This is a genomic window from Luteimonas yindakuii (genome assembly GCF_004803715.2).
GTDB classification, from domain to species: domain Bacteria; phylum Pseudomonadota; class Gammaproteobacteria; order Xanthomonadales; family Xanthomonadaceae; genus Luteimonas; species Luteimonas yindakuii.
Genome location: NZ_CP039383.2, coordinates 820,601 through 838,547 on the forward strand (window position 1 = coordinate 820,601; position 17,947 = coordinate 838,547).

Consider the following 17,947-nt stretch of genomic DNA (forward strand, 5'->3'; position numbering starts at 1 on the left):
GTCGACCGTCGGCCGACGACGCGGCCGGCGCTACGGCAGCCCGGCCAGCCAGTCGTCGTCCGATCCCTCGTTGACGCCCTCGAACAGCGGGGTCGAGAAATAGCGTTCGCCGGTGTCGGGCACCATCGCCAGCACCACCGCGCCGTCCTCGGCCTCGCGCGCGACGTCGAGCGCCGCCGCCATCGTTGCGCCGGCCGAGATGCCGGCGAAGATGCCTTCGTCGGTGGCGAGGCGGCGCGCGGTGTCGATGGCGTCGGCATCGGTCACCGACAGCACCCGGTGCGCGGCATCGCGGTTGAGCACTTCCGGCACGAAATCCGGTGTCCAGCCCTGGATCTTGTGCGAGGCCCATTCCTTGCCCTGCAGCATTGCCGCGCCGGCCGGCTCGCAGGCGACCACTTCCACCTCAGGTCGCGCCAGGCGCAGCACCTCGCCGACGCCGGTGAGCGTGCCGCCGGTGCCCCAGCCGGTGACGAAGTGGTCCAGCCGGCGGCCGGCGAAGTCGCGGAGGATCTCGGCCGCGGTGGTGTTGCGGTGGTAGCCCGGGTTGGCGGGATTCTGGAACTGGCGGGCAAGGAACCAGCCGTGCTTCTGCGCCAGTTCCTCCGCCCTGCGCACCATGCCGCTGCCGCGCTCGGCGGCGGGCGTCAGGATCACCCGTGCACCGTAGGCGCGCATCAGCTTGCGGCGTTCGATGGAGAACGTCTCCACCATGATGGCGACGAACTTGTAACCACGCGCGGCGCACACCATTGCCAGCGCCACGCCGGTGTTGCCCGATGTGGCCTCGACGACGGTGTCGCCGGGCTTGAGCAGGCCGCGCGCTTCGGCGTCGAGGATGATGGCGATCGCGAGCCGGTCCTTGACCGAACCGCCGGGGTTGAAGCTCTCCACCTTGGCGTAGAGTTCGACGTGTGCCGGACCGATGCGGTGCAGGCGGACGACGGGTGTGCGTCCGATCGTGTCGAGGATCGATTGATGGATCATTGCGGCTGCTCCGGTGCGGGGGGAGGGAGGCGCGGATGCCGGCAGGGCGTCGGGCCCGCGACGAGGATCGCGCGTAACGCATGAAAGCGCCAACGGTTGACGCTGCGCGGGTGATGGCCGCCTGTGCCTGACGGCACAGGGACCTCACGCCGGCGCCGCCTAGAATGGTCGGGTTTTTCCCCTGCCGGCCCCCCGATCCCATGCAGCCTTTGCGTTTCCTGTCCCTGGCCACCCGCGCCGTGGTCCCCGTCCTGTTCGTCGTGGCACTGACCGCATGCGGAAGCGACGACAAGGCCCCGCCCGCCGGCCCGCAGGCCGCGGTCGTCACCACCGCCGAGATCGCGTTGCGCGACTGGAACGACACCATCCCCGCGCTGGGAACGGTGCAGTCGCGCGAGTCGATCACCGTCACCGCCAAGGTGAGCGAGGTCGTCGACCGGGTGCATTTCGAAAGCGGGCAGGAAGTGGAGCGCAACACGGTGCTGGTCACCCTGAGTGGCAACCAGCAACAGGCCGCGCTCGCCGCCGCCGAGGCCGCCGCGACCGAGGCCGACCGGCTGTTCGAGCGTCAGCGGCAGCTCGCGGACCAGCAGCTGATCTCGACGGCGTCGCTGGATACGCAGTCGTCGCTGCGCGCGACCGCACGTGCCCGCGTCGACGAGATCCGCGCCAACCTCGGCGACCGTCTGATCCGCGCGCCGTTCGCCGGCGTGGTCGGCATCCGCCGGGTGAGCCCCGGCGCACTGGTGCAGCCGGGCACCGAGATCGTCACCCTCGACGACATCTCCAGCGTCTATGTCGACTTCACCGTGCCCGAGGCGCAGCTGGCCAATCTCGCCGTGGGCCAGACCCTGCTGGGCACCAGCATCGCGTACCCGGACCGCACCTTCCAGGGACGCGTGGACACCATCGACGCGCGCATCGACCCCGCCACCCGTGCCGTCACCGTGCGCGGAGATTTCCCGAACCCCGACCGCGTGCTGAAACCCGGCATGCTGGTGCAGGTCGACCTGCAGCGGCCGTCGCGCCAGGCGCTGGTGGTGCCGGAGATCGCGGTGATCCAGGTCGGTCGCGACACCTTCGTCTATCGCGTGCTCGATGGCGACGTCGTCGAGCAGGCGCCGATCCGGGTCGGTTCGCGGGTTTCCGGGCTGGCCGAAGTGGTGGAAGGTCTTTCGCCGGGCGATCGCATCGTCGTCGACGGCACCGGCAAGCTGCGCGCCGGCATGCGGATCCAGGAAGCCGCGCGCGGCGCGGGCCCGCAACCGGGGCTGGACGACGACGGCCGCGCGATCCTGCCGGAAACCACGGTGGCACCGGCGCCGGACGCCGTGCCCGCGGGCTGATCCCGCCCCCCCTAGCGCCAGCCACGAGTTCCCATGCGTCTATCCGATCTCTCCATCAAGCGCCCGGTGTTCGCGGTCGTGATGAGCCTGCTGCTCATCGTGCTCGGCATCATGTCCTTCACGCGCCTCACCCTGCGCGAGATGCCCAACATCGATCCGCCCATCGTCTCGGTGTCGGTGACCTATCCCGGCGCGTCGGCGGCCGTGGTGGAAACCCGCGTCACCCAGATCATCGAGGACGCGCTGGCCGGCATCGAAGGCATCAAGACGCTGGAATCGCGCAGCCGCAACGGCAGTTCCAGCATCACCCTCGAGTTCAACCTCAGCCGCGACATCGAAGCCGCCGCCAACGACGTACGCGACGCCGTCAGCCGGGTGATGGACCGGATGCCGCTGGAAGCCGATCCGCCGGAAGTGGAGAAGGCGGAATCCGATGGCGACGTGATCGTCTGGCTCAACATGCGCTCCGACACCATGGACACGCTGGAGCTGACCGACTACGCCGACCGCTACGTCGTGGATCGGCTGTCGTCGCTGGATGGCGTGGCGCGCGTGGTGCTGGGCGGCAACCAGCGCTATTCGATGCGCATCTGGCTCGATCGCGATGCGATGGCCGCGCGCGGCATCACCGCCGCCGACATCGAGGGTGCGCTGCGCAGCGAGAACGTGGAACTGCCCGCCGGCAGCATCGAATCGCAATCGCGCGACTTCACCCTGCGCGTGGAACGCGGCTACCGCGAGCCCGAGCAGTTCGCGCAGCTGCCGCTGCGCAAGGGCGACGACGGCCACGTGGTGCGCCTGGGCGACGTCGCCCAGGTCGAGCTGGGACCGCGTGAGCGCCGCGCCTACCTGCGCAGCAATTTCGTGCCCAACGTGGGCGTGGGCATCGTGCGCACCTCCACCGCCAACGCGCTCGACGTGGTGCGGCTGGCGCGCGCCGAGGCCGAGCGCATCCAGGAAACGCTGCCGCCCGGTACCGACATCTTCGTCGCCTACGACGGCACCGTGTTCATCGAGGAATCGATCAAGCGCGTGTACTGGACGCTCGGCGAGGCGATGGTGCTGGTGGTGCTGGTGATCTGGCTGTTCCTGGGCAGCATCCGCTCGGCGCTGATCCCCGCGGTCACCGTGCCGGTCTGCCTGGTCGCGGCGTTCATCGGCCTCTACGCATTCGGGTTCTCGATCAACCTGCTGACCCTGCTCGCGCTGGTGCTGTGCATCGGCCTGGTGGTGGACGACGCCATCGTGGTGCTGGAGAACGTGCAGCGACGTGCCGATCTCGGCGAGCCTCCACTCGTCGCGGCCAGCCGCGGCACCAGGCAGGTCGCCTTCGCGGTGATCGCCACCACCGCGGTGCTGGTGGCGGTGTTCCTGCCGGTGGGCTTCATGGAAGGCAACAGCGGCCGGCTGATGCGCGAGCTCGCGGTCGCGCTGGCCGGTGCGGTGGCACTGTCGGCGTTCGTCGCGCTGACGCTGACGCCGATGATGTGCTCGAAGCTGGTGCGGCCGCATGGTGCGAAGCAGAGCGGCTTCAATCAGTGGATCAACCGCCAGCTGACGCGCACGAGCAACGCCTACGGGCGGCAGCTCGCGCGGCTGGTCGCGTTGCCGGGCAAGCGGGTCCTCGCGCTGATGGTGGCGGTGATGCTGGTGTGTCTCGCGCTGATCGTGCTGCTGCTGGCACGGGTGCCGAGCGAACTCGCGCCCGCCGAGGACCGCGGCCGCTTCTTCGTGATGGTGGATGGTCCGGAAGGCGCAGGCTTCGACTACACCGTGGAGCAGCTGCAGCAGGTCGAGCGGATGATGGCCGGCTTCATCGGCGACGACAAACCGATCCAGCGCGTCAATTCACGCGCGCCGCGCGGATGGGGCGGCGGCACCGAAATGCATACCGCGCAGATCGTGGTGTTCATGCAGGACTGGTCCGATCGCGACGCCACTGCCGAGGACGTCATCCGCGAGCTGCGGCCGGAGTTCGACTCGCTGCCGGGCGTGCAGGTGCGCGCCAACGTGCCGGGCGGGTTGATCAGCACCCGCGGCCAGCGCTACCAGCTGGTGCTGGGCGGGCCGAACTACGAGGAGCTGGCGCAGTGGCGCGACCGCATGCTGGCGCGCATCGAGGAGAACCCCGGCATCGTCGACGTCGACAGCGACTACAAGGAAACCCGGCCGCAGATGCGCGTGGACATCGACCGCGTCCGTGCGGCGGACCTTGGCGTCGGCGTGACCGAGATCGGGCGCACGCTGGAAACGATGATGGGCGCGCGCCAGGTGACCACCTTCGTCTCCGACGGCGAGGAATACGACGTGATGCTGCAGGCCAACCGCGACAGCCGCATGCAGCCCTCGGATCTCGAGAACACCTACGTGCGTTCGCGCGACGGCACGCTGGTGCCGCTGTCGAACCTGGTGACGCTGTCCGAGATCGCCGAGCCGGGCTCGTTCAACCGCTTCAACCGCATGCGGGCGATCACCCTGTCGGGCGGACTCGCGCCCGGCTACACGATGGGCGAGGCGCTGGACTGGAGCTACCGGGTGGCCGCCGAGGAACTGCCGCATTACGCGCAGATCAACTGGAAGGGCGAGTCGCGCGAATACCAGGAAGCCGGCGGCGCGGTGGTGCTGACCTTCGCGCTGGCACTGCTGGTGGTGTACCTGGTGCTGGCGGCGCAGTTCGAGAGCTTCCTGCATCCGATCGTGATCATGCTGACGGTGCCGCTGGCGGTGCTCGGCGCGTTGCTGGGGCTGTGGGTGACCGGCGGCACGCTCAACCTGTTCAGCCAGATCGGCATCATCATCCTGGTCGGCCTGGCGGCGAAGAACGGCATCCTCATCGTCGAGTTCGCCAACCAGCTGCGCGACGAGGGCCGCGACGTGGCCCGCGCCATCGTGGAATCGGCGTCGATCCGCCTGCGTCCGATCCTGATGACCGCAGCAGCCACGGTGATGGGCGCGATCCCGCTGGTGGTGGCCGGGGGACCGGGCTCGGCCAGCCGCGGCACCATCGGCGTGGTGATCATTTCCGGCGTGGCCTTCGCGACCCTGCTCACGCTGTACGTGGTGCCGGCGTTCTACACCCTGCTGGCGCCGTACACCCGGTCGCCGGAGGCGCTGGCGCAGGAGCTGCAGCGGCTGGAGCAGCAAACGCCGACCGTCGGCGGCCATGCCTGAGGCCTGGCTGCCGCCCGACGTCGGGCCCGGCATCGCGCTGCGTCCGTGGCGCGGCGACGATCTCGACGCGCTGCTCGAGCACGCCAACGACGAACAGGTCTCGCGCGGCACCAGCGACCGCTTCCCATTTCCCTACACGCGCGAGGATGGCATCGCCTTCCTCGCCGGCGACGTCGTCGACCTCACGGCGCCGGTGTTCGCGATCACTCTGGACGGGCGTGCGGTGGGCGGCATCGGCCTGCGCACGTTCGCGGGTGAACGCGCGGTCGGTGCCGAGTTCGGCTACTGGCTCGGCAGCCGCCACTGGGGCCGCGGCATCATGACGGAAGTGGTTGCTGCGTTCGCGCCGTGGGCGATGGTCGCGCTCGACCTGCAGCGCCTGCAGGCCACCGTGCTCGACTTCAACCACGCCTCGGCGCGGGTGCTGGAGAAGAACGGCTTCATCGAAGAAGGCGTGCTGCGACGCGCCGTGCTCAAGCGCGGCCGCCTGCACGACCTGCGCATGTACGCGCGTCTTCGCGGATAGCCTCGCCGGCCGGCCAGTGCGGACATCATCGGTGAATGGGCGGGCGTACGTACCCGACGCTGCGAAGGCACGCCACCGATGCCCCGACCATGCGGAACGGCCTACGCGCAGGGTGGGGTGAATCCGCTATCGTGCGTCCTTTCGCGCGTGCCATCCGGGTGCCGCGCCGGAACCGACTGGGGAGACAAGGGTGGATTCGATACTCGTCTGGCTGAACGGACTGATCTGGAGCAACGCGCTGATCGCGCTGTGTCTGGGCGCGGGGCTGTGGTTCTCGTTCCGCACCCGCTTCATGCAGGTGCGCGGCTTCATCGAAATGACCCGGCTCACCTTCACCGGACAGAGTTCCGACGCCGGCGTGTCGTCGTTCCAGGCGCTGTCGATGTCGATGGCCGGCCGCATCGGCATCGGCAACATCGCCGGCGTCGCCACCGCGATCGCGTTCGGCGGCCCCGGTTCGGTGTTCTGGATGTGGGTGATGGGTTTCCTCGGCGCGTCCACCTCGTACATCGAGAGTTCGCTGGCGCAGATCTACAAGGAAAAGGACAACGAGGGCCGCTATCGCGGTGGTCCCGCCTACTACATCGAGAAGGGCCTGGGCCAGAAGTGGTACGCGTGGCTGTTCGCGCTGGCGACGCTGTTGGCCGCCGGCCTGCTGATGCCGGGCGTGCAGGCCAATGCGATCGCCGACAGCGTCACCAATGCCTGCCAGGGCAACCTGTGCGGAAGCCTCGACGGCAGCTTCCTGGGCATGGATGCGCGCACCGCGCTCAAGCTCGGCATCGGGCTGGTGGTGGCGCTGCTGCTGGCGGTGATCATCTTCGGCGGCGTGAAGCGCATCGCCATGTTCGCCGAGGTCGTGGTGCCGTTCATGGCGATCGGCTACATCCTTACCGCGGTGGTGGTGATGGTGCTGAACTACGATTTCCTGCCGGAAATGTTCCGGATCATCTTCAGCAGCGCGTTCGGCGTGCACGCCGGTTTCGGCGCGATGCTGGGCCTGGCGGTGGAGTGGGGCGTCAAGCGCGGCATCTATGCCAACGAGGCCGGCCAGGGCACCGGCCCGCACGCCGCCGCGGCGGCCGAGGTCTCGCACCCGGCCAAGCAGGGTTACGTGCAGGCCTGGGCCATCTACTTCGACACCATGCTGGTGTGCACCGCCACCGCGTTCCTGATCCTTGCCACCGGCATGTACAACGTGGTGCTGCCGGAAGGCCAGGTGATCTACGAGGCGCTGCCGGGCGTGCAGGCGGGTTCGGGCTTCGCCCAGGCGGGCATTGAATCGGTCCTGCCGGGCTGGGGTGCGGGCTTCGTGGCGATCGCGCTGTTCTTCTTCGCGTTCACCACGATCATGGCCTATTACTACATGGCCGAGACCAACCTGACCTACCTCAACGGCCATCGCACGCGGCCGTGGGCCACGCTGCTGCTGCGCATCGCGATCCTGTCGATGGTGGTGTTCGGCGCGGTGCGTACCGCCGACATGGCGTGGACGCTGGGCGATATCGGCGTGGGCATGATGGCCTGGCTCAACATCATCGCGATCCTGCTGCTGCAGAAGCCGGCGCTGCTGGCGCTGCGCGACTACGAAGCACAGAAGAAGGCGGGGCTGGACCCGCAGTTCGACCCGTTGAAGCTCGGCATCCGCAATGCCGATTTCTGGGTCAACAGGAAGCGCTGAGCATGACTGGACGCGGCTCCGACGACGATCCCGGTCCCTGGCGGCGCGGCCCGCGCCGCCAGGGCGATGCGCCTGCGGATCCAGCCGCACGCGGGGAGCGCACGCCGCCGCGCGGTGACCGTGCGCCGTGGCCGGGCGGCCGCACGCAGGGTCGGGATGATCGCTCCGCGCCGCGCCGCGATGGCCCGCGCCCCGCATCGGCCGGACGCACGGACACGAGCGCCCCGGAGGCGCCGCCACCGCCACGTGGCGGTCGTGGCGGCGAGCTGCGCCTGCACGGCTTCAACGCGGTGCAGGCGGTGTTCGCACGCCGCCCCGAGGCGATCCGCAAGGTCTATCTCAACCAGTCGCGGATCCCGCACCTGCAGCCGCTGCTGAAATGGTGCGTGGCGCAGCGCGTCGGCTACCGCGTGGTGACCGACGACGAGCTGGGCAAGCTCGCCGCCAGCGCCCACCACGAAGGCGTGGTGGCGGACGTGCTGCGCCCGCCACCGCTGTCGCTGGCCGACTGGCTGCCGACGCTGGAGCCAGGCCCGCAGTGCCTGCTGTGGCTGGACGGTGTGGGCAATCCGCACAACTTCGGCGCCATCCTGCGCTCGGCCGCGCACTTCGGTGTGGCCGCTGTGCTGCTTGCCGAGACCAGTACGTTGTCATTGTCGGGTGCCGCCGCACGCGTTGCCGAGGGTGGCGCCGAGGTGGTCCCCCTGGTGCGGCTTGGGCCGACCGCCGAGTCGATCCCGACGCTGCGCGCGGCGGGCTTCGAGCTGGCTGCAACCGTCGTGCGCGAGGGCAGGCCGCTGTTCGCGGCAGCCGCACCGCAGCGACTGGTCTACGTGCTGGGTGCGGAGGGCGAAGGCATGGATGCGGAACTCGCCGCCGCCTGTGACCTGCGGGTATCGATCCCCGGCACCGGTGCGGTGGACAGCCTCAACGTGGCGTCGGCAACCGCGGTGCTGCTGGCGCACTGGGCGGCGACGCGGGGCAACTGAGCGCACACCGACCCGCCGTGGCGGGTCGGCGCAGGTGGGACGTTACTCGGCGTCGCCGGTCGTCCTGAACTCCGCATCCGCCTCGGCCGCCAGCCACACGAACACGGCGTAGGCGGCGACGTTGTGCTTCACGTCGTCCGCGTCGACCTTGTCGAAGGTGTCGTCGGCGTTGTGGTGCAGGTCGAAGTAGCCGCTGCCATCCTGGCCCAGCCATGCCCACGGCATCCCCGCCTGCGCCAGCGGAATGATGTCGGGGCCGGGGCCGCCCTGGTCGGGCAGGAATTCGATGCCCAGCGGCGCGAGCGCACCGGCGATCTGCCGCGACAGCGCGTGGTCGCCGTCCTTTGCGCTGGTGTTGAATGCATAGATGCGCCCGGAGCCGAAGTCGCTCTCCGCGCCGACCACGTGCTGCGCCATCGTGTCCGCGTGGCGCTGCGCGTACTGGCGCGCACCGAGCAGACCCTGTTCCTCGTTGGCGAACGCGATCACGCGCAGGCTGCGGCGCGGGCGCTGCGGCAACTGTGCGACCAGGTGGCCCGCGGCCATGGTGATGCCCACGCCGGAGGCGTCGTCCACGGCGCCGGTGCCGTGGTCCCATGAATCGAGATGGCTGGCGAGCACCACGATCTCGTCGGGCGCCTCGCGGCCGGTCAGTTCACCGATCACGTTGTACGAGGTGTACTCGCCGTTCCAGCCGCAATCCAGTTCCATGCGCACCCGCACCGGGCCGCGCTCGAGCAGGCGCACCAGCTGCTCGGCATCCGGCAGCGAGGTCGCAGCCGCGGGAATCGGGGTCACGCCTTCCGCGAAGCGGGTGATGCCGGTATTGGCGACGCGGTTGCGGCTGGTGCTCAACGAGCGCATCAGGAAGCCCACCGCGCCCTTGGATGCGGCCACCGACGGCCCGCGACCGCGCACCGGGCCGGCAGCGTCGTAGCCGGAGCCATCGCGGGTACGCTCCATCGCGAAGTCGACGAACACGATCTTCCCGGCGACCGCCTCGGCAGGCGCGGCGTCGAGCGCGGCGAAGTCGGCGAAGCGCACGATCTCCGCCTCCACCGTGCCACCCGGGCTTCCGCCCAGTGCGGTGACCACCAGTGGCTGCGCATGCGCACCGACCACCGCGGCACGCTCGCTGCGGCGTTCCCACTTCGGAAACGTCACCGGTTCGGTCCAGACCCGGTCGAAGCCCAGCGATTCGAACTTCGCCTGCGCCCAGGCCACCGCGCGTGCGTCGGCTTCGCTGCCGGGCAGGCGCGGTCCGATCTCGGTGGTCAGCGATTCGATGATGCGATAGCCGGTCCCGTCGCCAAGTGCGCGTTCGCGCAGCTGCGAGGCCGTGTCGAGTGCCGCGGGTCGCAGTGGATCCTGCGCCTGCGCCGTGGACACGCACGCTAGGGCGAAAAACAGGGCGGCAACGCGCATCGCACACTCCAATCGTCGAAACGGGAAGGAGCGCGAGCTTAGCAGCCCGGCGCCGCGCCACATGCCGCGCGCCACGGAGTCGTGTTCAAACGCGTGTCATGCGTAGCGCGAGAGGAACATCGGGTTTTCTGTGCCAGCGGGCGGCCCCGTATGGGGACGCGTCGATCGCGCCGTGGCAGCAGTCGCTAGCCGACGCGGCCCGGCGGGGTCTTCAGCGCATCGCGGATCTCGCGCAGCAGCAGGACGTCCTCTGCCGGCGGCGGCGCTTCGGCGGGCGACTCGGCCTGCTTGCGCTTGAGCCGGTTGATGAACTTCACCAGCAGGAAGATCGCGAACGCGACGATCACGAACTGGATCAGCGTGTTGAGGAAGATGCCGATGCCGATGGTCACCGCCGGCACCACTTCGCCGGCTGCATCCATGGTCTCGCGACGCAGCATGATTTCCCAGTCGGCGAAGTCCACGCCGCCGATCAGCAGGCCGATCGGCGGCATGATCACGTTGTCGACGAGCGCGGTGACGATCTTGCCGAACGACGCACCGATGATCACGCCCACGGCCAGGTCGATGACGTTGCCGCGGACGGCGAATTCCTTGAACTCGGCAAGTACGCCCATCGTGCAGCCTCCTGGTGGACAGACGGCGCGACTATACGCGCGCAGGGTGGATCCCGCATTCCATGCGCGCGATGTCGCCGAGCGTGGCCACGCAATGGTCGCCCGGCGACAGCGCGGCCACGCCGGCCGGCGTGCCCATGAACACCAGGTCGCCCGCACGCAAGCGGTACAGCATCGACAGCTCGTGGAGGATCTCGTCGACGTTCCAGATCAGCTGCGACAGCGGCGCGCACTGGCGCAGCTCGCCGTTGACCGTCAGCGACAGCTCGAGCGCCGGCAGCGCGGCGGCGGGCAACATGCCGGCCGGCACCAGTTCGCCGACCGGGGCGGAGGCATCGAAGCCCTTGGCGATATCCCAGGGCAGGCCCTTGGCCTTGGCCTCGGCCTGCAGGTCGCGGCGGGTCAGGTCGAGGCCGACGCCGTAGCCGTACACCAGCGCGGCTGCGGCATCGACGGCGAGCGGTCCTGGGGGTGCATCGCGACCGATCGCCACCACCAGCTCGACTTCATGGTGCAGGTCGGAAGTGGCGGAGGGGTAGGGCACGTCACCGTCGGTCACCACCGCGTCCGCAGGCTTCATGAAGAACACCGGCCGACCGCGCGCCTCGCGTGATGCCGGCACGTCCGCACCCATCTCGCGGGCGTGGTCGGCGAAGTTGCGACCGACGCAATAGATGCGACGGACCGGAAACCGGCCACCGCCGAGCACGCGCACACGCGGCGTCGCCGGCGCCTGGATCACGTCGTCCATCGGGAATCCTTCAGCGCAGCAGCGGCTTGTCGACGATGCGGAACTCGGCATCCAGCACCTCGGCGCGTGCGACCGGCCGCGAACGCTGGTGCAGCACGCGCGCCACCAGGCCGATGGCCAGCATGCCCGCACCGATCGCCACGCCGAACACCAGCAGCACCGCCAGCAGTGCCAGGCCCAGCAGGCCGAGGCCGATGCGCAGCAGCGGATGCCGTGGTTTGCGCGGTGCAAGCAGGGTGTCGAACATCGACGAGTGCAGGCGCAGGCGGAGGGTATGCAGGGTGTTCGAGAACATCGGCCGTGTGACAATGTGAAGACGTTGTGTTGGACAGTATCCGACGCCACGGGTTCCTGGAAGTAACCAGTTCGTTAAACGGAGTCGTTGCCGATGTTGATCGCCCTGTCCGCCATTCCCGATGCCGGCTTCATCGAGACCGAGGCGCTGGTCGATGGCGTGGCGGAATCGCTGATCGTGCATCGCGACGGCGACACCGCGCGTGCCTGGCTCAACATCTGCCCGCACGCAGGACGACGGCTGGACTGGGCACCCGGGCAGTTCCTGAAATCGAAGGACGGCCTGCTGGTCTGCGCCGCGCACGGAGCGAGCTTCGAGACCGCGGCCGGTCTGTGCGTGGCCGGGCCGTGCCGTGGCCAGAGCCTGCGTGCGGTCACCGTCGAGGTGCGCGATGGAAACGTGGTGCTGGCCTGAGCCGGGCCACGGCGGTACGACCGGTCAGAACACCAGGTTGACCATCAGCACGATCACCACCGAATAGCCCATCGACAACGGCAGCCCCGCACGCCAGAGGTCGCCTGCGGTGTAGCCCGCCGGACCGGTCATCATCGAGATCACCGGATTGGACTGGGTCATGAAGTTGTTCGACGCCGACAGCGCCACGATCAGCGCGAAGACGGTGGGGTCGGCGCCGGCCGCCAGCGCGAGGTTGATCGCCAGCGGCACCACCACGATCGTCGCGCCGACATGGCTGATCACCAGCGAGAACGCCGTGGTCAGCAGCGCGACCGCGATCTCCAGCACCCACACCGGCAGGCCCGTCGGCAGCTGGTCGATGGTGTTGCCCGCCACCCACGCCGCGGCACCGCTGGAATCCATCGCCCAGCCCAGCGGGATCAGGCAGGCCATCAGGAACACGGTCTTCCAGTTGATCGCGCTGTAGGCCTCGTCCATCTTCAGCACCCCGCAGACCAGCATGCCGGCGACGCCCGTCATCAGCGCGATCGAAGTGGGGATGCGCGACGACAGCGCGATCAGCATCGTCACCGCGAAGATCGCCATCGCGACCTTGAACTTGTGCGGGCGCTGCTCGCCCTTCGGGTAGTCGGTGACGACGACGAAATCGCGCCCCTTGGCATTCTCCGCCAGCGCATGCCAGAAGCTGTGCAGCACCAGCATGTCGCCGGCGCGCAGGGTCAGGTTGCGCACGTCGTCGGTGATGACTTCCTTGTCGCGATTGACCGCGAGCAGGCGCAGGCCGAGCAGGCGGCGCAGCTGCAGCTCGTTGGCGGTCTTGCCGATATAGCTCGAGGTGGGCGGCACCACGGCTTCGGAAATGCCGGCACGCGCGGGGTTGAACAGGTCGCCGAAGCTGCGCAGCCGTGCGCTCATGCGCAGGAACTGGTTCTGGGCGAAATCGGCCACCTGCTGGCGCGGCGCCATCACCCCGATCACGCTGCCGACCCAGATGCGGGTGTCGGCGGCGGGCGCGAGCTTGGGATCGCCGTCGGCCTTCAGCGCCAGCATCACCGGCGCGTTGTGCAGCGCTTCCGCCTCGCCGAACGTCATGCCCACCAGCGGGCTGTCGGCGGTGACGGTGAGTTCGAACACGTCACCCTCGATGCCGTAGGTGCGCGCGAAGTAGCTCTGCGTGCGTCCCGGGGTGACGCTGGTGTCGGGGCCTTCACGCAGCAGCTTTTCTCCGAAGAAGTGGAAATAGCCCAGCCCGAGCGCCAGCAGCGCGAGGCCGATCGGCAGTGGCGCGAACATGTTCAGCGGCACCAGCGTCGCCACGCCGGACGGCAGGTTGGCATTGGCCGCGACCAGCAGGTCGTTGAGCAGGATCAGTGGCGAGTTGCCGACCATCGTCAACGAACCGCCCATCACGATCGCCGCGCCGACCGGCATCAGCATCCGTGACAGCGGCAGGCCGGTGCGCGAGGACAGCCGCGACATCACCGGCAGGTACAGCGCCATCACCGACGGGTTCTGCATGAACGAGGAATTGAGGCCGGCGACGGCGGATGTCAGCAGCAGCAACCGGCGTTCAACGCCATGCGCGCGCCGCAGCAGCCAGCCGGCAAGGCGGTTGAGCGCACCGGTGCGCTCCAGCCCCATGCCAAGGATCATGGTGGCGATGATGCTGATCACCGCGTTCGACGAGAAACCGTTGAAGACGTCTTCCGGCGCGACCTGGCCGGTCAGGCCCAGCAGCACCAGGATCACCAGCGCGACGAGATCGGCACGCACCCGCTGGAACACGAACAGGACCATCGTCAGGCTCACCAGGCCGAGGACGATCTTCATGTCGGTGGTGAGCGCGAGTGCGGTGTCCATGCCCGGTTGGAGTCAGAACCTCAGCAACGGTCGTAGAGCAGGTCCCAGACCCCGTGTCCGAGTCGCTGTCCGCGGGTCTCGAAATGCGTCTGCGGGCGCCACTCCGGTCGCGGTACGTGTCCGCGCGTGCCGGCGCGATTGCGCAGCCCCGCGGTGGCGTCGAGCACGTCCCACATCTGCTCCGCATAGTCCTGCCAATCGGTCGCCAGGTGCAAGCGACCATCCGCCGCGAGCTTGCGCACCAGCAGCGCGGCGAACTCCGGCTGCACCAGGCGACGCTTGTTGTGGCGCTTCTTGTGCCAGGGATCGGGGAAGTAGATGCGGACCTCGTCGAGGCTGCCGTCGGCGATCTCGTGTTCCAGCACTTCCACCGCATCGTGGTGGTACAGCCGCACGTGGTCGCTGCCATCGTCGCCGAGTGCATTGAGCAGCCGACCGACGCCGGGTGCGTGTACTTCGATGCCGATGTAGTCGCGGCCGGGGTCCTGCTGCGCGGCGAAGCGCAACGCCTCGCCGTTGCCGAAGCCGATTTCCAGCACGCGTCGCGCGCTGCGGCCGAACACCGCGTCGAAGTCGCGCGGTTGGCCGCCGCGGTCGGCCGGACCGTAGTCGAGCCCGAAGCGCGGCCACAACGCATCGAATGCGCGCTGCTGCGCCTCGGTGAAGCGGCCCTGGCGCAGCACGAAGCTGCGCACCGCGCGATGGCCGGGGGTCAGGGTGAAGGGCTTTTTCGCCAGCTTCGGATTGCCGTCGGCAGCCTGCCGTGCGGAGGCGTCGTCGCGCGGGTCGGCCATCAACCGATCAGCCCGTCGATCGGCGACGACGCACTCGCGTAGCGCTTGCGCGGGATGCGCCCGGCAAGGAAGGCATCGCGCCCGGCCTGCACCGCGAGCTTCATCGCCCGCGCCATGCGCACCGGGTCCTTCGCACCGGCGATGGCGGTGTTCATCAGGACGCCATCGCAACCGAGTTCCATCGCGATGGCGGCATCCGAGGCGGTGCCGACGCCGGCGTCGACGATGATCGGCACCTTGGCGTTCTCGACGATCTCAAGCAGGTTGTAGCGGTTCTGGATGCCGAGGCCGGAGCCGATCGGCGCCGCCAGCGGCATCACCGCCACGCAGCCGATCTCTTCCAGCCGCTTGGCCAGGATCGGATCGTCGCTGGTGTAGACCATGACGTCGAAGCCGTCGGCCACCAGTTGTTCGGCAGCCTTGAGCGTCTGCACGACATCGGGGAACAGGGTCTTGCGGTCGCCCAGGACTTCGAGCTTGGTGAGGTTGTGGCCGTCGAGCAGCTCGCGCGCCAGCCGGCAGGTGCGCACGGCCTCTTCGGCGCTGTAGCAGCCGGCAGTGTTGGGCAGCAGGGTGTAGCGATCGAGCGGCAGCACGTCGAGCAGGTTGGGCTCGTCGGGGTTCTGGCCGATGTTCGTGCGACGGATCGCCACGGTCACGATCTCGGCCGCGGCGGCCTCGGTGGCGGCGCGGGTCTGGTCGAGGTCGGTGAACTTGCCGGTGCCGGTGAGCAGGCGCGAGCGGTAGGCCTTGCCGGCAATGAGCAGGGCGTCGTCGTGGGGATCGGGGCTGGTCATGCCGGCATTATCGCTGAAGGCGGCCGGCTTGCCGTGCATGCCGATCGCGCGCGGACAGCTGCGCGTCAACCGCCGCCGAGCGCGTGCACGATCTCGACGCGGTCACCTTCAGCCAGCCGGTGCTCGTCGTGGCGTCCACGCGGGACGATCTCGCCGTTCACCTCGACCGCGACCCTGCGCCCGGCCAGGCCGCGCGCCACCAGCAGCTCGGCGATGCTCTGCGCCGCCTCGAGGTCCAGGCGTTCGCCATTGAGAAGAATATGCATGGGGGCATTGTCGCCCTTTCGACGCAGGCCTGCATCCGCATGACGCAGTGCGGCTTGTGTCGCGCCGGGCCCGCGTGGAACATGCGCCACCGTCCGCCGGCGTACGCTGCCGGCAACCCCACCTGTTCCGGAGGATGCATGCGCCTGCTCGCCCGCACCGTTCTTGCCGCCGCGCTGGCCGCGGCCGCCCTGCCAGCCCTTGCGCAGCAGGGCCAGTTCTCGCGCACCGTGTTCTTCGGCGACAGCCTCACCGACGCCGGCTACTACCGGCCGGTACTGATCCAGTCCATCGGCCCGTCCGGCGGGCTGGTCGGGCAGTCGACCACCAACCCGGGCTTCGTCTGGGCGCAGCATCTCGCCGAGCATTACGGCACCAATGGCGCTGCCAACGGCAACGGCCAGACTGGCGACAACTATGCGGTGAGCGGTGCGCGCGTGGCGGTGGATACCGTGGGCGGGCTCGGCCCGACGCCATCGGTGGCCACCCAGGTGCAGCGCCACCTCGGAGGTGGCCGGGCCGACCCCGACGCGCTGTACACCGTGTGGGCGGGCGCCAACGACGTATTCGCGATCGCCGCGGGGGCTCCCGCGGAAGCCACCCTGGCCGGCGCGGTCACCGCGCAGGTCGGCCTCGTCGGCACGCTGCAGGCCGCCGGTGCCCGCTACATCATGGTGCCAACCCTGCCCGACATGGGGCAGACGCCTGCCGCACGGGCGCAGGGCCCGGTGGCGCAGGGCCAGCTGACCGCACTGGCGAGCGCCTACAACACCGCGCTCTACAGCGGCATCAACAGCGCGGGCCTGCGGGTGATCCCGCTCAACACCTTCGGCTTCCTGCAGGAAGTGATCGCCGAGCCCGGGGCATACGGCTTCCGCAATGTGACGACGCCGGCCTGCACCGTCGCCCAGTCGATCACCTGCAACCCGGCCACGCTGGTCGCGGCCGACGCGGCGAGTGCGTACCTGTTTGCAGACGGCGTGCATCCGACCACCGGCGGCCATCGTGCGCTGGCGGATTTCGCCATCTCGGTGCTGGAGGCGCCGGCACAGATCGCGGTGCTGCCGCAGTCGGCCGCGGTGGTCGGGCGCGCACGCGCCGAGCGCGTGGCCTGGCACGTCGACGGCACTCCGGGCGCGGAGGGCAGCGGGGTGTGGTTCGACCTTCGCGGCGACTACCAGCGCTACGGCGATGGTGACCATTACGACGGCTTTGCGCCGGCGCTGACCGTCGGTTTCGACTGGACCCGTGGCAACACCGTGTTCGGCGTATTCGGCGGTTACGGCGTGACCAAGCAGGACTGGGGCCTGCGCCGTGGCGACTTCCGCCATCGCGATGCCACCATCGGCGGCTTCGCCGGCTGGTACGGCGACAACGGTGCCTGGGTCAATGGCCAGCTGAGCTGGTCCAGCCTGGACATCGACACCCATCGCCGCGTGCAGCTGGGCCAGGCGGTGCGCTGGCACGAAGGCTCCGCGGATGGCGAAAACCTGACCGCGGCCGTGCATGCGGGCTGGAACTTCGCGGCCGGCAACCTGCGCCATGGCCCGGTCCTCGGACTGGTGTCGCAGCGCATCGACGTCGACGGCTTCGAGGAGAGCGATCCGTCGCGCTCCACCGCACTCGGCTATCCGGACCAGAGCTTCGATTCGATGGTCGGCAGCGTCGGCTGGCAGGTCGCCTTCAGTGAAGGCACCCTGCGCCCGTACGCCCGCGCCACCTGGGACCGCGAGTTCGAGGACGCGCCGGAAGAGGCGTTCGCACGCGTGCTGTCACTGCCGACCACCAGCGAATTCGCGGTGCCGGCGCTGCGCTACGACGACAGCTACGCCACCGTCACTCTCGGCGCCCGCGCCGGGCTGTACGGCATGGAGGCGAACTTCGGCCTCAGCACCACGCTGTCGCATGCCGACAGCGGCAACTCGACGGTGTTCGTGAGCTTCAACCGGTCGTTCTGACCGAGGGCGATCCTCACCCCTCTCCCGTACGCGGGAGAGGGTGCCCCGGAGGGCGGGTGAGGGCGGAAG

Annotated in this window: 16 protein-coding genes; 7 read left to right on the top strand and 9 right to left on the bottom strand. The window is 69.3% G+C overall.

Annotated elements, in window-relative coordinates; all coding sequences use genetic code 11:
• Positions 1–30: 30 nt before the first annotated feature.
• Positions 31–987, bottom strand: coding sequence for a cysteine synthase A (cysK, locus tag E5843_RS03725; RefSeq protein WP_136411866.1), 957 nt, complete (start codon positions 985–987; stop codon positions 31–33).
• 200 nt (positions 988–1,187) lie between these two features.
• On the opposite strand from cysK, the gene E5843_RS03730 reads away from it, so the two are divergent.
• From E5843_RS03730 to E5843_RS03750, 5 genes are all read left to right on the top strand, one after another.
• Positions 1,188–2,333: an efflux RND transporter periplasmic adaptor subunit gene (locus E5843_RS03730; RefSeq protein ID WP_136411867.1), complete on the top strand. Its 1,146-nt coding sequence runs from the start codon at positions 1,188–1,190 to the stop codon at positions 2,331–2,333.
• A gap of 33 nt (positions 2,334–2,366) precedes the next feature.
• Positions 2,367–5,504 carry an efflux RND transporter permease subunit gene (locus tag E5843_RS03735; RefSeq protein WP_141065687.1) on the top strand — a complete coding sequence of 1,046 codons (3,138 nt, stop codon included), beginning with the start codon at positions 2,367–2,369 and terminating at the stop codon, positions 5,502–5,504.
• A complete protein-coding gene (locus tag E5843_RS03740) occupies positions 5,497–6,030 on the top strand; it encodes a GNAT family N-acetyltransferase (protein ID WP_134672749.1) in 534 nt (177 codons plus the stop codon). The genes E5843_RS03735 and E5843_RS03740 overlap by 8 nt, the downstream gene beginning before the upstream one ends.
• Positions 6,031–6,220: 190 nt before the next feature.
• Positions 6,221–7,711: an alanine/glycine:cation symporter family protein gene (locus E5843_RS03745; RefSeq protein WP_136411868.1), complete on the top strand. Its 1,491-nt coding sequence runs from the start codon at positions 6,221–6,223 to the stop codon at positions 7,709–7,711.
• A gap of 2 nt (positions 7,712–7,713) precedes the next feature.
• Positions 7,714–8,700 (top strand): TrmH family RNA methyltransferase, encoded by a 987-nt coding sequence (locus tag E5843_RS03750; protein WP_136411869.1) that lies wholly within the window; start codon positions 7,714–7,716, stop codon positions 8,698–8,700.
• A 42-nt stretch (positions 8,701–8,742) separates the two neighbouring features.
• Here E5843_RS03750 and E5843_RS03755 read toward each other — a convergent pair whose 3' ends face one another.
• The 4 genes from E5843_RS03755 to E5843_RS03770 all read right to left on the bottom strand — a co-directional run bounded on the left by E5843_RS03755 (position 8,743) and on the right by E5843_RS03770 (position 11,788).
• Positions 8,743–10,125, bottom strand: coding sequence for a M28 family peptidase (locus E5843_RS03755; RefSeq protein ID WP_134672752.1), 1,383 nt, complete (start codon positions 10,123–10,125; stop codon positions 8,743–8,745).
• A 185-nt stretch (positions 10,126–10,310) separates the two neighbouring features.
• Positions 10,311–10,742, bottom strand: coding sequence for a large-conductance mechanosensitive channel protein MscL (gene mscL / locus E5843_RS03760; protein WP_134672753.1), 432 nt, complete (start codon positions 10,740–10,742; stop codon positions 10,311–10,313).
• A 31-nt stretch (positions 10,743–10,773) separates the two neighbouring features.
• Positions 10,774–11,493, bottom strand: a complete 720-nt coding sequence (locus E5843_RS03765; protein ID WP_134672754.1) for a fumarylacetoacetate hydrolase family protein — start codon at positions 11,491–11,493, stop codon at positions 10,774–10,776.
• Between the two features lie 10 nt (positions 11,494–11,503).
• On the bottom strand, positions 11,504–11,788 hold the full coding sequence (locus tag E5843_RS03770; protein ID WP_243732990.1) for a hypothetical protein: 285 nt from the start codon (positions 11,786–11,788) through the stop codon (positions 11,504–11,506).
• Between the two features lie 93 nt (positions 11,789–11,881).
• Here E5843_RS03770 and E5843_RS03775 point away from each other — a divergent pair, with 93 nt between their 5' ends.
• The gene (locus E5843_RS03775; protein ID WP_134672755.1) at positions 11,882–12,202 is read left to right on the top strand and encodes a Rieske (2Fe-2S) protein; all 321 of its coding nucleotides are present in this window, start codon (positions 11,882–11,884) and stop codon (positions 12,200–12,202) included.
• Between the two features lie 24 nt (positions 12,203–12,226).
• On the opposite strand, the gene E5843_RS03780 is transcribed toward E5843_RS03775, so the two are convergent.
• The 4 genes from E5843_RS03780 to thiS all read right to left on the bottom strand — a co-directional run bounded on the left by E5843_RS03780 (position 12,227) and on the right by thiS (position 15,922).
• Entirely contained in the window at positions 12,227–14,065 is a 1,839-nt protein-coding gene (locus tag E5843_RS03780; RefSeq protein WP_134672756.1) for an SLC13 family permease, read from the bottom strand.
• Between the two features lie 20 nt (positions 14,066–14,085).
• The gene (gene trmB, locus E5843_RS03785; RefSeq protein ID WP_141065688.1) at positions 14,086–14,859 is read right to left on the bottom strand and encodes a tRNA (guanosine(46)-N7)-methyltransferase TrmB; all 774 of its coding nucleotides are present in this window, start codon (positions 14,857–14,859) and stop codon (positions 14,086–14,088) included.
• Positions 14,859–15,656, bottom strand: coding sequence for a thiazole synthase (locus E5843_RS03790; RefSeq protein WP_136411871.1), 798 nt, complete (start codon positions 15,654–15,656; stop codon positions 14,859–14,861). Before E5843_RS03790 ends, trmB begins: the two co-directional genes overlap by 1 nt.
• A 65-nt stretch (positions 15,657–15,721) precedes the next feature.
• The gene (thiS, locus tag E5843_RS03795) at positions 15,722–15,922 is read right to left on the bottom strand and encodes a sulfur carrier protein ThiS (protein ID WP_134672759.1); all 201 of its coding nucleotides are present in this window, start codon (positions 15,920–15,922) and stop codon (positions 15,722–15,724) included.
• A 138-nt stretch (positions 15,923–16,060) separates the two neighbouring features.
• Here thiS and E5843_RS03800 point away from each other — a divergent pair, with 138 nt between their 5' ends.
• Positions 16,061–17,878, top strand: a complete 1,818-nt coding sequence (locus E5843_RS03800) for an autotransporter domain-containing protein (protein WP_136411872.1) — start codon at positions 16,061–16,063, stop codon at positions 17,876–17,878.
• Positions 17,879–17,947: the final 69 nt, after the last annotated feature.

What these genes read in the sequence shown, in the direction of transcription:
- E5843_RS03770 (WP_243732990.1), bottom strand. Translation starts at nt 11,788, where the DNA reads ATGTTCTCGAACACCCTGCATACCCTCCGCCTGCGCCTGCACTCGTCG.
- E5843_RS03800 (WP_136411872.1), top strand. Translation starts at nt 16,061, where the DNA reads ATGCGCCTGCTCGCCCGCACCGTTCTTGCCGCCGCGCTGGCCGCGGCC.
- E5843_RS03740 (WP_134672749.1), top strand. Translation starts at nt 5,497, where the DNA reads ATGCCTGAGGCCTGGCTGCCGCCCGACGTCGGGCCCGGCATCGCGCTG.
- E5843_RS03780 (WP_134672756.1), bottom strand. Translation starts at nt 14,065, where the DNA reads ATGGACACCGCACTCGCGCTCACCACCGACATGAAGATCGTCCTCGGC.
- cysK (WP_136411866.1), bottom strand. Translation starts at nt 987, where the DNA reads ATGATCCATCAATCGATCCTCGACACGATCGGACGCACACCCGTCGTC.
- mscL (WP_134672753.1), bottom strand. Translation starts at nt 10,742, where the DNA reads ATGGGCGTACTTGCCGAGTTCAAGGAATTCGCCGTCCGCGGCAACGTC.
- E5843_RS03735 (WP_141065687.1), top strand. Translation starts at nt 2,367, where the DNA reads ATGCGTCTATCCGATCTCTCCATCAAGCGCCCGGTGTTCGCGGTCGTG.
- E5843_RS03790 (WP_136411871.1), bottom strand. Translation starts at nt 15,656, where the DNA reads ATGACCAGCCCCGATCCCCACGACGACGCCCTGCTCATTGCCGGCAAG.
- E5843_RS03755 (WP_134672752.1), bottom strand. Translation starts at nt 10,125, where the DNA reads ATGCGCGTTGCCGCCCTGTTTTTCGCCCTAGCGTGCGTGTCCACGGCG.
- E5843_RS03750 (WP_136411869.1), top strand. Translation starts at nt 7,714, where the DNA reads ATGACTGGACGCGGCTCCGACGACGATCCCGGTCCCTGGCGGCGCGGC.
- E5843_RS03730 (WP_136411867.1), top strand. Translation starts at nt 1,188, where the DNA reads ATGCAGCCTTTGCGTTTCCTGTCCCTGGCCACCCGCGCCGTGGTCCCC.
- thiS (WP_134672759.1), bottom strand. Translation starts at nt 15,922, where the DNA reads ATGCATATTCTTCTCAATGGCGAACGCCTGGACCTCGAGGCGGCGCAG.
- trmB (WP_141065688.1), bottom strand. Translation starts at nt 14,859, where the DNA reads ATGGCCGACCCGCGCGACGACGCCTCCGCACGGCAGGCTGCCGACGGC.
- E5843_RS03765 (WP_134672754.1), bottom strand. Translation starts at nt 11,493, where the DNA reads ATGGACGACGTGATCCAGGCGCCGGCGACGCCGCGTGTGCGCGTGCTC.
- E5843_RS03775 (WP_134672755.1), top strand. Translation starts at nt 11,882, where the DNA reads ATGTTGATCGCCCTGTCCGCCATTCCCGATGCCGGCTTCATCGAGACC.